At 63.5% G+C, this 13,037-nt stretch carries 17 protein-coding genes and 1 pseudogene (1 of these 18 only partly in view); 13 read left to right on the top strand and 5 right to left on the bottom strand.

The window, feature by feature from the left end:
- Positions 1 to 5: 5 nt before the first annotated feature.
- Positions 6 to 575, bottom strand: coding sequence for a methylated-DNA--[protein]-cysteine S-methyltransferase (locus tag MESCI2_RS0127685; RefSeq protein ID WP_027039315.1), 570 nt, complete (start codon positions 573 to 575; stop codon positions 6 to 8).
- Positions 576 to 756: 181 nt separating this feature from the next.
- Here MESCI2_RS0127685 and MESCI2_RS0127680 point away from each other — a divergent pair, with 181 nt between their 5' ends.
- From MESCI2_RS0127680 to MESCI2_RS0127660, 5 genes are all read left to right on the top strand, one after another.
- Positions 757 to 1,659, top strand: coding sequence for a lytic transglycosylase domain-containing protein (locus MESCI2_RS0127680; protein WP_027039314.1), 903 nt, complete (start codon positions 757 to 759; stop codon positions 1,657 to 1,659).
- A gap of 5 nt (positions 1,660 to 1,664) precedes the next feature.
- Positions 1,665 to 2,153, top strand: coding sequence for a GNAT family N-acetyltransferase (locus MESCI2_RS0127675; protein WP_027039313.1), 489 nt, complete (start codon positions 1,665 to 1,667; stop codon positions 2,151 to 2,153).
- A 300-nt stretch (positions 2,154 to 2,453) separates the two neighbouring features.
- On the top strand, positions 2,454 to 3,722 hold the full coding sequence (locus MESCI2_RS0127670; protein ID WP_027039312.1) for an ABC transporter substrate-binding protein: 1,269 nt from the start codon (positions 2,454 to 2,456) through the stop codon (positions 3,720 to 3,722).
- A 46-nt stretch (positions 3,723 to 3,768) separates the two neighbouring features.
- Complete coding sequence (locus MESCI2_RS0127665; protein WP_027039311.1) at positions 3,769 to 4,728, top strand: carbohydrate ABC transporter permease; 960 nt, start codon at positions 3,769 to 3,771, stop codon at positions 4,726 to 4,728.
- A 1-nt stretch (position 4,729) separates the two neighbouring features.
- Positions 4,730 to 5,554, top strand: coding sequence for a carbohydrate ABC transporter permease (locus tag MESCI2_RS0127660; protein WP_027039310.1), 825 nt, complete (start codon positions 4,730 to 4,732; stop codon positions 5,552 to 5,554).
- Positions 5,555 to 5,566: 12 nt separating this feature from the next.
- Here the strand turns inward: MESCI2_RS0127660 and MESCI2_RS0127655 are convergent, their stop codons facing one another.
- Positions 5,567 to 5,902, bottom strand: a complete 336-nt coding sequence (locus tag MESCI2_RS0127655) for a hypothetical protein (RefSeq protein ID WP_027039309.1) — start codon at positions 5,900 to 5,902, stop codon at positions 5,567 to 5,569.
- A 146-nt stretch (positions 5,903 to 6,048) separates the two neighbouring features.
- Between MESCI2_RS0127655 and MESCI2_RS0127650 the strand changes: the two genes are divergently transcribed.
- Positions 6,049 to 6,792: a DUF899 family protein gene (locus MESCI2_RS0127650; RefSeq protein WP_032901404.1), complete on the top strand. Its 744-nt coding sequence runs from the start codon at positions 6,049 to 6,051 to the stop codon at positions 6,790 to 6,792.
- A gap of 11 nt (positions 6,793 to 6,803) precedes the next feature.
- Here the strand turns inward: MESCI2_RS0127650 and MESCI2_RS0127645 are convergent, their stop codons facing one another.
- Entirely contained in the window at positions 6,804 to 7,022 is a 219-nt protein-coding gene (locus tag MESCI2_RS0127645) for a DUF2945 domain-containing protein (protein ID WP_027039307.1), read from the bottom strand.
- 104 nt (positions 7,023 to 7,126) lie between these two features.
- Here MESCI2_RS0127645 and MESCI2_RS0127640 point away from each other — a divergent pair, with 104 nt between their 5' ends.
- The 3 genes from MESCI2_RS0127640 to MESCI2_RS0127630 all read left to right on the top strand — a co-directional run bounded on the left by MESCI2_RS0127640 (position 7,127) and on the right by MESCI2_RS0127630 (position 9,166).
- Positions 7,127 to 7,546 carry a pyridoxamine 5'-phosphate oxidase family protein gene (locus tag MESCI2_RS0127640; protein ID WP_027039306.1) on the top strand — a complete coding sequence of 140 codons (420 nt, stop codon included), beginning with the start codon at positions 7,127 to 7,129 and terminating at the stop codon, positions 7,544 to 7,546.
- Between the two features lie 69 nt (positions 7,547 to 7,615).
- The gene (locus MESCI2_RS0127635; RefSeq protein WP_027039305.1) at positions 7,616 to 8,170 is read left to right on the top strand and encodes a DUF4142 domain-containing protein; all 555 of its coding nucleotides are present in this window, start codon (positions 7,616 to 7,618) and stop codon (positions 8,168 to 8,170) included.
- Positions 8,171 to 8,521: 351 nt separating this feature from the next.
- Positions 8,522 to 9,166 carry a hypothetical protein gene (locus MESCI2_RS0127630; RefSeq protein ID WP_032901403.1) on the top strand — a complete coding sequence of 215 codons (645 nt, stop codon included), beginning with the start codon at positions 8,522 to 8,524 and terminating at the stop codon, positions 9,164 to 9,166.
- An 84-nt stretch (positions 9,167 to 9,250) separates the two neighbouring features.
- On the opposite strand, the gene MESCI2_RS0127625 is transcribed toward MESCI2_RS0127630, so the two are convergent.
- On the bottom strand, positions 9,251 to 9,571 hold the full coding sequence (locus MESCI2_RS0127625; RefSeq protein WP_027039303.1) for a DUF1476 domain-containing protein: 321 nt from the start codon (positions 9,569 to 9,571) through the stop codon (positions 9,251 to 9,253).
- 222 nt (positions 9,572 to 9,793) lie between these two features.
- On the opposite strand from MESCI2_RS0127625, the gene MESCI2_RS0127620 reads away from it, so the two are divergent.
- The 3 genes from MESCI2_RS0127620 to MESCI2_RS0127610 all read left to right on the top strand — a co-directional run bounded on the left by MESCI2_RS0127620 (position 9,794) and on the right by MESCI2_RS0127610 (position 11,537).
- Positions 9,794 to 10,183 (top strand): DUF6152 family protein, encoded by a 390-nt coding sequence (locus MESCI2_RS0127620; protein WP_027039302.1) that lies wholly within the window; start codon positions 9,794 to 9,796, stop codon positions 10,181 to 10,183.
- Positions 10,184 to 10,645, top strand: a complete 462-nt coding sequence (locus tag MESCI2_RS0127615; protein ID WP_027039301.1) for a hypothetical protein — start codon at positions 10,184 to 10,186, stop codon at positions 10,643 to 10,645.
- Positions 10,646 to 11,144: 499 nt separating this feature from the next.
- Positions 11,145 to 11,537: a Rid family hydrolase gene (locus tag MESCI2_RS0127610; RefSeq protein WP_027039300.1), complete on the top strand. Its 393-nt coding sequence runs from the start codon at positions 11,145 to 11,147 to the stop codon at positions 11,535 to 11,537.
- Between the two features lie 3 nt (positions 11,538 to 11,540).
- Here the strand turns inward: MESCI2_RS0127610 and MESCI2_RS0127605 are convergent, their stop codons facing one another.
- Positions 11,541 to 12,170, bottom strand: a complete 630-nt coding sequence (locus tag MESCI2_RS0127605) for an MSMEG_1061 family FMN-dependent PPOX-type flavoprotein (protein WP_027039299.1) — start codon at positions 12,168 to 12,170, stop codon at positions 11,541 to 11,543.
- A gap of 162 nt (positions 12,171 to 12,332) precedes the next feature.
- On the opposite strand from MESCI2_RS0127605, the pseudogene MESCI2_RS01000000135805 reads away from it, so the two are divergent.
- A pseudogene (locus MESCI2_RS01000000135805) lies at positions 12,333 to 13,037 on the top strand (winged helix-turn-helix transcriptional regulator) (its annotated part continues 29 nt past the right edge of the window); the annotation flags it as partial.

Raw genomic sequence — 13,037 nt, 5'->3', positions numbered from 1 at the left:
CCGCCTCAAAACCCGAACGACACCTGCGCCGGCGGCGGCGGGCCGACGCGCACGCCTTCCATGGCCAGCATCTTTTCCTTGGTGACCGAGCCGCCCGGCGCCGAGAAGCCGCCGATCTTGCCGCCGGCGGCAAGGATGCGATGGCAAGGGATGACCAGCGGCACCGGATTGGCGCCAAGCGCCGCCCCGGTCTCGCGGGCGAGCCCGGCATGGCCGGCGGTCTTGGCCAGCTCGCCATAGGTGGTGGTTTCGCCGAAGGAGAGTTTTCGCGCCGCGTCGTAAATGGCGAGGCGGAAACCGTCGACGCCGTCGAGATCGACCGGCACGGCGGAGAAATCGACGTCCTCGCCCCCCGCATAGGCCTTGATCGACGCGATCAGCTCGACCACCCATGGCGGCTGCGCCGTGGCGCTGGAAACGCCGCCATGGCGCAGCAGGCGCCGTTCCACCGCTTCGCGGCTGCGTTCGGGCAGGCAGAGCCGGATCAGGCCCTTTTCGCTCCAGGCAATGCCCATGAAACCGATCACTGTTTCTAACACTGCGTGGCCGGCCGTGATCGAAGCTGTCGTGACCATGATGCGTTCCTTCCCGCAAAGTGGCGAAAACCGGGATTCGTCCCAGTACATATCCGGAACAATATGGCATCACGCCTCAAGTCTCGCCACCCGAAAACCACCTGATCGCCCCGATTGCCCGGCCTGAATCGCTGGTGTAAGGGATTTCTTAACAACCCGACAAACCGGACCCGAGCGCGGCTTGCCAGCAAAACTCAACCTTATCGCGATCGGCGTGATCCTCGCTGCCGCCGGCATCAGCGGCTGCACGTCGACCTCGCAGATGAAATCCGCGCCCGCTCTAACCGAAACAGCGACCGCCGCCGGCGCTGATGCCGGCTTCACAGTGCCTCTGCCGGAGACGGTTTCGGTGCTGCCGGAATCATCAGGGATCCTCCCCGTTCAAACGGCCGAGCTGCCGCTCGATCCCGCCGCACAGCCGGCTGCCGCGACCGCCGCTTTCGCCGGATCGACACCGGCGGCACCCGCCGTGCCCGCGGTGATGACCGCCAATGCCTGGCAGGCGCCGCCGCCGGCAAATGCAAGCGAGCCGGTCAAGGCCGCCGAGACCTATACGACCGCAGGGCTCATCGTGCCGGCGACCGCCAAGGGCGACCGCATGCCCGGCGTCCAGCAGATCGCCTATGTCGTGCCGCAGAACCCGGCTGCCCTGGTGCAGGGTCCCGTCGGGCCGATCGAAGAACGCGCGACGGGAGTGCGCGGCGATGTCGAGCGGCTGATCGAAAAATATGCCGTGATCTATCAGGTGCCGGTGGATCTGGTGCGCCATGTCGTCAACCGCGAGAGCACCTTCAACCCGAAAGCCTACAACAACGGCCATTGGGGGCTGATGCAGATCAAACACGCGACGGCGCGCGGCATGGGCTATGACGGGCCGGCCAAGGGCCTGTTCGACGCCGAGACCAATCTGAAATACGCGGTCAAATATCTGCGCGGCGCCTGGCTGGTGGCCGGCGGCAACGCCAAGAAGGCCGACTGGCTCTACCAGACCGGCTATTATTACGACGCCAAGCGCAAGGGCCTGCTCGAGGCGACCGGCCTTGGCCGCGACCGCCAGCGCCGCCGCCTGCAGCCCGACGCCTGAGCGCGATGCCTGAACCGCGCCCGCCGGCTTTAGACGACATCCGGCTGCGCAAGATCCTCGACGAGACGCTGGTTCCGCCGCACTGGCCCGACGGCTTTGTCATGCGCAGCTTCGAGCCCGGTGATGCGCTACCCCTTCATGCGCTTTTGACCGAGGTGTTCGACGACGGCGCCGATGGTCCGTTCGACGAGTGGTGGCCGCGCATCGCCGACGATCCCGAATTCGACCCGGCGCTGTGCTTCCTCGTCATCGACGCCAAGGGCCGGCTGGCGGCGGCGGCGCTGTGCTGGACCCGCGCCTTCGTCAAGGATCTTGCCGTTCATCCCGAGGCGCGCGGCAAGGGTGTTGCCGAAGCGCTGATGTGGCACGCCTTCGCCGTTTTTCGCGAACGCGGCGCCGATCATGTCGACCTCAAGACCAACACGGTCGAGAATCCCGCCGCCGTCCGGCTCTATGAGCGGCTGGGGATGATGCCTGTCGCCTGGGAAGGCTAAGAGACTGTTGGAAATTCTACTCTGGCGGCCATCTGATGGCGTTTTCTGCGCTTCCCTAGTTCTACTGCGACGCAGTAGAACTGAGCTCACCTACCCAAAAGTACGCTGCGCTCCGAGTCTCCAAACCACCACCATATGGCTCGCCAGAGCGAATTTCGAAACAGTCTCCAGGGCGGCAGTACATCCGCGCGATTTGGGAACCCAAAGCGCCGCTTCGCATTCAATGGGAGGTGAGGGTCTGACAAGCTGCCGGCGGGTGGGAGGGTTTTCCGTTCCGGCCGCGGAGGGACATCCACCACCATGAAGTTTTCTCACGCATTCCTGGCGCTTGGCGTCGCCGCCATGCTGGTTGGCACGCCGGCGCGGGGAGTCGAGCTGTCGATGGTGTCGGGCGATACAGGCGACGGCATCAAGGTGCTGCGCGAGATCCTCGACCGTTACGAGAAAGACAGCGGCAACAAGGTCGGCATCGTCGTCATGCCGACGTCCGGGACCGACCAGTTCGGCCAGTACCGGCTTTGGCTCGCCGCGGGAAACAGCGACATCGACGTCTACCAGACTGATGTGATCTGGGCGCCGCAGCTTGCCAGGCAACTCGTCGATTTGACCGCGGCGACCAAGGACATCGTGGCTGAGCATTTCCCGTCGATCATCCAGTCGCAGACCGTCAACGGCAAGCTCGTCGCCTTGCCGATCTTCACCGATGCGCCGGCGCTCTACTACCGCAAGGATCTCCTCGACAAATATGGCGCCAAGGTGCCGGCCACCTGGAAGGAACTGGCGGACACCGCCAGGCTGGTCATGGACAAGGAGCGCGCGGCCGGCAATCGGGATATCTGGGGCTTCGTCTTTCAGGGCAATGCCTATGAGGGGCTGACCTGCGACGCGCTCGAATGGGTGATGTCGAATGGCGGCGGCCAGATCATCGAGCCGGACGGCTCCATCTCCATCAACAATCCAAAAGCGGCGGCGGTGCTCGACATGGTCAAGGGCTGGGTCGGGACCATCGCGCCGCCCGGCGTGCTTGCCTACCAGGAAGAGGAATCGCGCGGCGTCTGGCAGACAGGCAACGCCGTGTTCATGCGCAACTGGCCCTATGCCTACGCGCTCGGCAACGGCGAGGGCTCGCCGATCAAGGGCAAGTTCGACGTGGCGCCACTGCCGGCCGGCACGGGCGAGGGCGCCCGGCCGGTAGCAACCCTGGGCGGCTGGAACCTCGCCGTCTCCAAATATTCGAAGCATCCGGATGCCGCGATCGGGCTGGTCAAGTTCATCGCCTCGCCTGCGATGCAGAAATACCGCGCGCTGAAGACGTCCAACCTGCCGACCATCCAGGCGCTGTATGACGATGCCGACATTGCCAGGGAGCACCCGATTATTCCGCGCTGGAAGCAGATATTTCTCGATGCGGTGCCGCGCCCCTCGGCCGCGACCAGGATCAAATACAACGAGGCGTCGAGCCAGTTCTGGAACGCCGTTCACAACACGCTCTCGGGCGACGGCACTGCCGCCGACAATCTGGCCGACCTCGAAGCGACACTGACTAGGCTGAAGGGCCGAGGCTGGTGACGATACTGGGACAGCCGGCCGGCGCGATCGCAACGAGCGGAGCGAGATGACAAGGACAGAACCGGAAACAGCCAGGGCCGCGCACTCGTTGAGGGCACAGCGCGTTCGCTCGGCGTGGCTTTTCCTGGCGCCAATGCTGCTGGTGCTCGCCGCGGCGGCCGGCTGGCCGCTTGCCCGCACGGTCTATTTCAGCTTCACCGACGCCTCGCTGGCCGACCTCGACGCGCGCCAATGGGTCGGCTTCGCCAATTATTTCTCGGTGCTGCACATGCCGAGCGGCCGGACCCTCCATGACGGGCTGCTCGTCGATCCGGTCTGGTGGCGTGCCGTCTGGAACACGGTGCGTTTCACCGTGATTTCGGTGACCTGCGAGACCATCCTCGGCACGATCATTGCCCTGGTTCTCAACGCGGAATTCGCTGGCCGCGGCATCGTCAGGGCAGCGATCCTGATCCCCTGGGCGATCCCGACGATCGTCTCGGCGAAGATGTGGCAATGGATGCTCAACGACCAGTTCGGCATCATCAATGTCGTGCTGCTCAACCTCGGCCTGATCAGCACCAAGATCGCCTGGACGGCCAACGCCGACACGGCGATGGCGGCCGTCCTCATCGTCGATATCTGGAAGGCGACGCCGTTCATGACGCTGCTCATCCTGGCCGCGCTGCAGATGCTGCCGAGGGAGATCATAGAGGTCGCCAAGCTCGACGGCGCCAACCCCTGGCAGATCTTCTGGCGGGTGACCTTGCCGCTCATCCGCCCGGCGCTGATGGTGGCCGTGATCTTCCGCGCGCTCGACGCGCTGCGCATCTTCGACCTGATCTATGTGCTGACGCCCAACAATGTGCACACCAAGTCGATGTCGGTGTTCGCCCGCGAGAACCTGTTCGAGTTCGACAAGTTCGCCTATGGCTCCGCCGCCTCGACCTTGCTCTTCCTGATCCTCGCTCTGCTCACCATCGTCACCATCCGGATCGGCCGGATAAGCCTGGACGGAGGCCGCTGACATGTGGATCGTGAAGCGCACGGCCTTTTATCTGCTGGTCGGGGCAATCGTCTTCGTCGCCGTGTTTCCGTTCTATTACGCCATCGTCACCAGCCTGAAATCGGGGACTGAGCTGTTCCGGGCCGATCTGTGGCCGACAACGATCAGTCTCGCCAACTACCGGAATGTGCTGACCGAAGGCAGCTTCGTGCGCAATTTGCTGAACTCGCTCTTCGTCTCGGGCGGGGTGGTTGCCCTTTCGCTGTTGCTCGGCGTCACATCAGCCTACGCTCTGGCGCGTATTCGATTCCGCGGCCGCTCGGCCCTGCTGTTCATCATCCTGTCGGTGTCGATGTTCCCGCAGGTGGCGCTGCTGGCCGGGCTGTTCGAACTGGTCCGCATGTTCGGCCTCTACAATTCGCTGTTCGCGCTGATCTTCTCCTACATGATCTTCACCTTGCCGTTCACCGTCTGGGTGCTCACCACCTTCGTCCGCGACCTGCCTGTCGAAGTCGAGGAGGCGGCGATCCTCGACGGCGCGACGCCGTGGATCATCATCACCCGGGTCTTCCTGCCGCTGATGTGGCCGGCGCTGGCGACCACCGGGCTGCTGGCCTTCATCGGCGCGTGGAACGAGTTCCTGTTCGCGCTGACCTTCACCTCCAACAACGCACAGCGGACCGTGCCGGTGGCGATCGCGCTGCTCTCCGGCAATTCGCAGTTCGAGATCCCATGGGGCAACATCATGGCCGCCTCGGTGATCGTCACGGTGCCGCTGGTGGTGCTGGTGCTGATCTTCCAGCGCAAGATCGTCTCCGGCCTAACCGCCGGCGGGGTCAAGGGGTGAGAGGCGAAACGCTCAGATGTCCGGCGCGTTGCCGATCTTCTGCTTGAGTTCCAGCGCCCAGGCGCGGCCTTCGTCGCCGCCCCACAGCAGCCAGGCGATGTAACCGGCCGACGGGTTTTGCTCGTTGCCGTAATTCCTGCCGCGCTTGTCGACCTCGTGGCGGGCGAAATAGCTGACCATGCGGCGGATGGTGGAGGGCGCAAGCTTTTCCCGGTTCTTCAGCTCGGTGGCGCGGGCGACGCCGATCTCGGTGCCGCCACGGCCGAACTCGCCGCGCAGCCTGAGGCCCTTGGCGGCGTTGTCGGCCACCACTTGCGGGCAGCGCAGATCGATCTCGTCGTCGTGCATGTTGTTCCCCGGATCACGCTGCCCGAACAGGTATTACGACATCTCATCATGCGCAAATAAATGTCGGGGGCGATCGCCGGCAAACGTCCTTGGGTCGCAGAACAACCGCGCCGGGACGCCGGCGCCGCGACTTGAAGGAGCCGATCATGATCACCTTTCCCAATGAATCCGCGAAATACCGCACCGCGCGTGAAAAACTGCTGCGCAAGGAAATCGAACTGCGCCGGGTCATGGAAGAGGTCGCCGAGGCCCGGCGCGCGCTGCCGCCGGGCGGGCTGATCCGCCAGGATTATGAGTTCGACGGGCTGGACGGCGATGGGAGGCCTGCAAAGATAAAGCTGTCGGATCTGTTCGCGCCCGGCAAGGACTCGCTCATCCTTTACAACATGATGTTCCCGCGCCATCCGCAGGAAAAGCGCGAGGTGGCGACCAGTGGCGGCACGGCGAAGCTCGCCCGGCAGGACCAGCCATGCCCCTCCTGCACGGCGCTGCTCGACCAGTTCGACGGCGCGGTCGGCCATCTCGAGGCGGCCGGCTTCAATTTCGCGGTGGTGGGCAAGACCGCGCTCGAAAACCTGGTCACGCTCGGCCGTGATCGGGGCTGGCGCAACATGCGGCTGGTGTCTTCGGCCTCCAACAGCTTCAAGCGCGATTACAATGCGGAGGCGGCCGACGGCTCACAGATCCCGCTGCTGTCGGTGTTCCACCGCGACGGCGACGGCATACGCCATTTCTGGAGTTCGGAACTGGATTTCGCGCCGACGGAGCCGGGTCAGGACCCGCGCGGCCTCGGCACCTGCGAAACGCTGTGGAACCTGATGGATTTCACGCCGGAAGGGCGACCGAGCTGGAGCGAGCAGCTGCAATATGGCGAGGCTTGTTGCCACTGAAAGGATGGATGTCAGTCGCCACCCTTCAGCTCGGAATGGCTCTTGAGGACATGACCGCCATCCGCCTGCTCGATCAGGTAGGCGGGTTCGTCCTCGCTTGCCTTGCGCGCGACCTCCGCGCCCTCGATCGTGCGCTTCACATCGCGGGTGAAGCTCTCGGTGACCTTGCCCTCCGCGGTGTGTGCGCCCCAGGCCCAGGTGACGCGTGTTCCCTTGCGCAGCTTTCGCATCTGGGTTCCTCCTCGCGGTCAATGATTGGCGCCGCCAACAGTTCCTGAGAACCAAAGCCGAGATCGGACGTTGGCATAGCCAACACCTGCCAAAGGAGCACGCCATGACCGACAAAAGCCTTGCCGAGATTGCCGAAAGGATGCGCGACATCGATGTCGCCATGCTGTCGACCCACGCCGAGAACGGCACGATTGCCGGGCGGCCGATGAGCAACAACCAGGACGTCGAGTATGACGGCTCCTCCTACTACTTCACCTGGGACAAATCGAAGGTGGTGGAAGACATCGAACGCGACGCCAACGTGTCGCTGGCCTTCCAGGGCGAGGACGGCTTCTGGGTTGCCGTCGAAGGCAAAGCGGAGATCATCCGCGACAAGGCGGCCTTCGAGGAGCACTGGAACGAGGACATCGACCAGTGGTTCGAGCAGGGCACCGACACGCCGGGGCTGGCGATGATCAAGATCGATGCGACGCGCGCGCATTATTGGGACGGCGAGGACGAAGGCGAGGTGACGCTGGCCTAATCTCCTTGCAACCGGAGTGCCCAAGCGACGTTGGATTGTCCGAGGGACAATTCCAACCGGAGACATGCCATGAAAACGCTTACCATTATGACCGCAGCAGCATTGCTTGCCGGCGCGCCGGCCTTTGCCCAGTCGAACACGACCGCCACGACCACGCCGCTCGCTACGACGACGAAGGTCGACACTTCGACCTTCATCAAGACGGTGCCGAGCGCCAATGAGTTCGAGATCGAGTCCAGCAAGCTCGCCGAGCAGAAGGCGACCGATGCCGACGTCAAGGCGTTCGCCAAACAGATGATCGCCGATCACACCAAGGCCGGCGAGGAATTCAAGGCGGCGCTTGCCCAGGGCCAGACAACCTCGGCCACCGCGCCGTCCGGTCCGGCCCTGCAGCCCAAGGAGCAGAAGATGCTCGATGAGCTGAAGGGCGCCAGCGGCGATCAGTTCCAGGCCAAATACATCGAGATGCAGACCAACGCCCACAAGGAAGCCGTGGCGCTGTTCAGCGGCTATGCGCAATCCGGCGACGACCCGGCGATGAAGGAATTCGCCAAGAAAACCCTGCCGACGCTGCAGATGCACGAAAAACACGTGAAGGAACTGGCGGCCGCGCATCAGGGGTGAGGGCGGTTCAAAGTCGGCGATCTGTGGCGCCCCCCTCTGTCCTGCCGGACATCTCCCCCTCAAGTGGGGAGATTGGCCGTCACCACGGCTTTCGCCAATTCTGAACATTGCAAGAAGAAAGCTGGCACCGAAGCTGCCAATCTCCCCACCTGTGGGGGAGATGTCCGGCAGGACAGAGGGGGGGCGCCGTAGAGCGCTACGGCGGATGCCTCGGACGATGTATCGGCATCGGTGACGGCAAGATGTGTTCTGGTTGTTCCCTAAAATTTTAGTTTCTCCAAAAACGAGAAATACTATTTTCCCGTGTATTCGACAGATGCGGCTTTCTGGGTTGTTGATCCGGGGGAAGATATGAAGCTCGTGATGGCATTCACGCTGGCAGCGCTCTGTTCGATGTTCTTCGCCAGTGACGCCGAGGCTCGAAAAATGCGGTTTCGAGTGCTCCCGATCCCCGGAGTGCACGGCTCGTCGTCAACCGAAAAAGCGCATCCTGTTCCAATCGGTGTCGAAGACGTGCGTTTCGTTCACGATCTGCCGGCGGCTTTTGCGGAAGAAGGCGAGCATTTCGATCTTGGCTATAAATTCGGCATGTTCGGCGGCGGCGAATGGGTCGGCTACTTCAAGACATCCCAACGCTACGTGGACTTGAAACAGGACAAGGTGCGGGAGCTGTTGCCGCTTCTCGGTATTTCGGAAGCCGACGCACCAAAGCGGTCTTTCGGCAGCCAGTTGATGGTCATCGGATCATGGTGCCTGGTCGGGTTGTTCTGCCTGGGGGCTGTGCTCCTGAAATACCCTGGCCTGAGGGCGGCGCTCTTTCGCGGTTCGGCCAGACGCGACCCGGGCGGGGAATTCGACGTGCAGGCGGCCGATCAAATGATCAGCCGGGCGGTCGCACGAACTCAACAGCGCGAGGCAAGACAACCCGGTGTCGCGCCGGCAGGCTCCTTCGCGAGGTCGAATGGAACTCCAACTTTCGGTCGTAGATCGCGCTGAGGCGGCCTCTGCGCCAGCCCGAGCTCCGACGTGCGCTTCCTGCACAGGACGGCACGCCGTATCCGGGGCCGGACTGAGCGGCGCTCAGGTCGACCTGATCTGCTCCACCGCGGTCACCAGCAGGGTTTCCATGGCGGTGCGTATCTGGGCATCCGACTGGGCGATGCCTGCCGCGTCGAAATCGGCGCGCACCTTGCGGAACACATCGTTGTCGCCTGCCTCTTCGAAATCCGAGTGCACCACTTCCTTCGCATAGGCGTCGGCGTCCGCGCCGGATTTGCCGAGCTGTTCGGCGGCCCACAGGCCGAGCAGCTTGTTGCGGCGCGCCATGGCCCGGAACTTCGTTTCCTCGTCCATCGCGAACTTCTTTTCGAAGCCTTCCTGACGGTCTCTCATGCTGCTCATGGTTTGCCTCGTTTTCGCGTTTGTGTCCGGTCTTCAGCCCGGAGAAGAGCGGGCAGGGAAGGCGAGAGTGGCGTGCATGGATGTCATTAGCAAGGCCGGATCGTTCACGCCGGTGATCGAGCGGGGCGCTTGGCGGTTCCGATCTTTTGGCCGATGTGATTTGACGTTGCCGCGCCGTGTCCTACTCTCGAATGCATGGTGGACGAACCGAGGAGACGAGCGATGCAGTCGCCTTTCAATGGAATTCGCAGCGTCGCGCTGACGGCGGCCGTGATGCTTGCCGCCGGCACCGCGGCCTATGCCCATCATGGCTGGTCGTGGACGCAGGACGGGTTTTTCGAGCTCAAAGGCAAGATCACGGCCATCTATATCGGCAATCCGCACGCCACGCTGGATGTGGACGCCGAGGGCGAGGCCTGGCGGGTGGAGATGGCGCCGCCGTCCCGCACCATCGCCGCCGGCTTCACGGAGGAGGTGGCCAAGATCGGCGACGAGGTGACCGCGATCGGCAACCGCTCGGTCGAGGCGAGCGAAAAGCGCATGAAAGCGGTGCGCGTCATCGTCGGCGGCAAGACCTATGATGTCTATCCCGACCGCGTGCCGCCGGCCTAGATGACGGAGTTTTTCGCCGGCATCGAGCAACTCGCTTTGGCGCGGTGGCTGAAGGGCTCCTTCATTGCCTATCCCATCGTCAATGCGCTCCACATCATGTCGATCGGCGCGCTGCTGACCAGCGTCATGCTCATGGACCTCAGGATCTGGGGCGCCTTCCGTTCGCTGCCGCAGGCGGCGTTCGTCACGCTGCTGCGCCGTGTTGCTTTGGGTGCGTTCGCGGGTGCGCTTGTCACGGGCTCGCTGCTGTTTTCCGTCAAGGCGGGCACCTATGCGGCAATGCCGATTTTCCTCGCCAAGATGACACTCATCTTTCTCGCCGGCATCAATTTCCTCGCCTTCATGCGCTTTCGCCGCGCAAAAGGCGGCGACGCGCCGGCAGGCGGGATCGCCCTGGCCGTGCTCTCGATGCTGTTGTGGACTTCCGTGCTTTTCGCCGGACGGTTCATCGGTTTTCTCTAGCGCCGCATCTTCCTTCTCCCCCTGTGGGAGAAGGTGTCGCCGAAGGCGACGGATGAGGGGTGTTCCAGGGAACGCTAACGCCTCACTCCGCTGGAACACCCCTCATCCGTCTCGGCGCTATCGCGCCGATCCACCTTCTCCCACAAGGGGAGAAGGGAAGAACGGCGCTGGCGTTCGGCTAGCGCCGGGATAAGCTCTCCGTCAACCACAGGGTTGTCACCTATAGTTTTTGCGAAGAGGACCCCCACCCCTAACCCCTCCCCACAAGGGGGAGGGGGACTTCCGTTGGCGCTGACCTACGCAAATCGCTTGTCTTTTCGGTGCCAAAGAAGAATTAAAGGCACGCGGCAGCGTTCCCTCCCCCTTGTGGGGAGGGTTAGGGTGGGGGTCCTTCTTCGCAAGAATCCATATGCGATAGCCCTGCCCTTGAGGGGAGGGGTTAGGGGCCTCTTCATTAGAACTAACGCGGCAGCCTGCTACATACTCAGGGAGCTTTGCCATGAAGAAAGAAATCATCGAAGTGCCCGTCATGTCGGCCAAGGTGCGGGCGCTCGGCCTTCCCTGTTCGACAGCGGTGAAGGCCAACGGCTTCGTGTTCATCTCGGCGACGCCGCCGGTGGACATGGTGACCGGCGAGATGGTGCGCGGCGACATCGAGGTGCAGACCGAGGCATCGCTGAAGGCGTTGAAACATTGCCTGGAAGCGGCCGGCACCTCGCTGGACAATGTGGTGATGGTGCGCATCTACGCCGTCAATTCCGGCTTCTACAACGCCATCAACCGGGTTTATGCCCGGTATTTTAGCGTGAACCCGCCCGCGCGGAGTTTTGTGCCGGTGGCGTCATGGCCGATGGAGTTCGATATCGAGATCGAGTGTGTGGCGGTGGCTTGAGGATCAGTAGAGCCTTGTCTTGCCATCCCGGTCGATGATGTCCTGCATCTCGGCGACGCCAAGCGCCAGCTTGCCGTGCGCCACCATGGCCTGGGCCAGCGAGGGAACGCGTGACGAGTCCGGCCATGTCTCCTGGCGCCACAGGCCGGCCCGCACGGTGCTCTTGGCGCAATGCAGGAAGGCCTGGCGCACGGTGACCAGAAGAACGAAGCGAGGCTCCTTTCCATTCACCGGGTAGCGGGCGAGAAGTTGGGGGGCGCGGCTGATGCGGCCTTCGCCGGCGATACGAAGCGTGTCGGTGTGGCCCGGAATGAGGAAGATCAGGGCAAGCGAGGGGTCGGCGATCAGGTTCTCATAGCTGTCGAAGCGGCCATTGCCGAGACGGTCGGGAATGGCAAGTGTCCTGTCATCCAGCACATCGACAAAACCGGCGGGATCGCCCTTGGGCGAGAGGTCGAGCAGCCCGTCGCGGCCGCGAGTCGCCAGGACCAGATAGGGCGACATCGAAATGAAGGTCGCGCAAATCGCGTCGATATGGTCGATGGTCTTGTTCGCCACCTTCTCGCCCACCGGGCCGACGATCTCGCGAAGCTGAGCTACATCAGTCAGAAAATCGGGGTCAGCCTTTGCCATGGTTCGAACCCTCTCCCGGTTGCGCGACAGGGGTTGTCGCGAGGGTGATGCTTGCACCGCATCCGGCCGTCCGACTAGTCCAGAAGCTGGACTGGTCGCGGCGCGCGCGCAGGCCTATACAGGGCAGGCAGTCTGTTTTCCGACGCAGCGGACCGGTGCAAAATGCAGGAACGCAACGGCTACGGTCAGTATTGTCCGCTCTCGATGGCGGCGGAGATCCTGTGCACCCGCTGGACTGTGCTGATCCTGCGGCAATTGCTCGAAGGGGCGAGCGGTTTCAACGAGATCCGACGCGGCGTGCCGCTGGTCTCGCGCACGCTGCTGGCGCAGAGGCTGAGGGAGTTCGAAACCTTCGGGCTGGTCTCGCGCGGCAGCGAAGGCCCCGGCAAGCCGGCCGCCTACCGGCTGACGGAAGCCGGCAAGGCGCTCGGCGAGGTGGTGCGCGCCATCGCGGTCTGGGGGCAGGAATGGATCGATGTCGAGCCGTCGCTCGCCGATGTCGATACCGATTTCCTGATGTGGGACATCAGGCGCCACGTCCGCCGGCTGTCCAGCCTTCCCGACCGTTTCGTCGTGCGCTTTCATTTCCCCGATGCGCCGGAAGGCAAGCGGCTGCACTGGCTGGTGTTCGCGCGCGACGAGGTGGACCTCTGCTATGTCGATCCGGGCTTCGAGATCGACGTGCAGATCGAAGCCGCGCTGAAGACCATGGTGCGCATATGGATAGGCTCGCAGGGCCTCTCCGGCGCCCTTGCCAACGGTGACATCCAGATCGACGGCCCGCGCAAATTTACGTCCAATGCGGCTGATTGGCTGGGGCTCGGTTCACTGGCCGAGATACAAAAGCGGCCGGCGGAGCTNNGNNTG

The sequence above is a fragment of the Mesorhizobium ciceri WSM4083 genome, assembly GCF_000519305.1.
In the GTDB taxonomy this organism is placed as follows: domain Bacteria; phylum Pseudomonadota; class Alphaproteobacteria; order Rhizobiales; family Rhizobiaceae; genus Mesorhizobium; species Mesorhizobium ciceri_B.
Note: the sequence above shows the minus strand (reverse complement) of the source record. Positions and strands in the feature narration are given on the sequence as shown.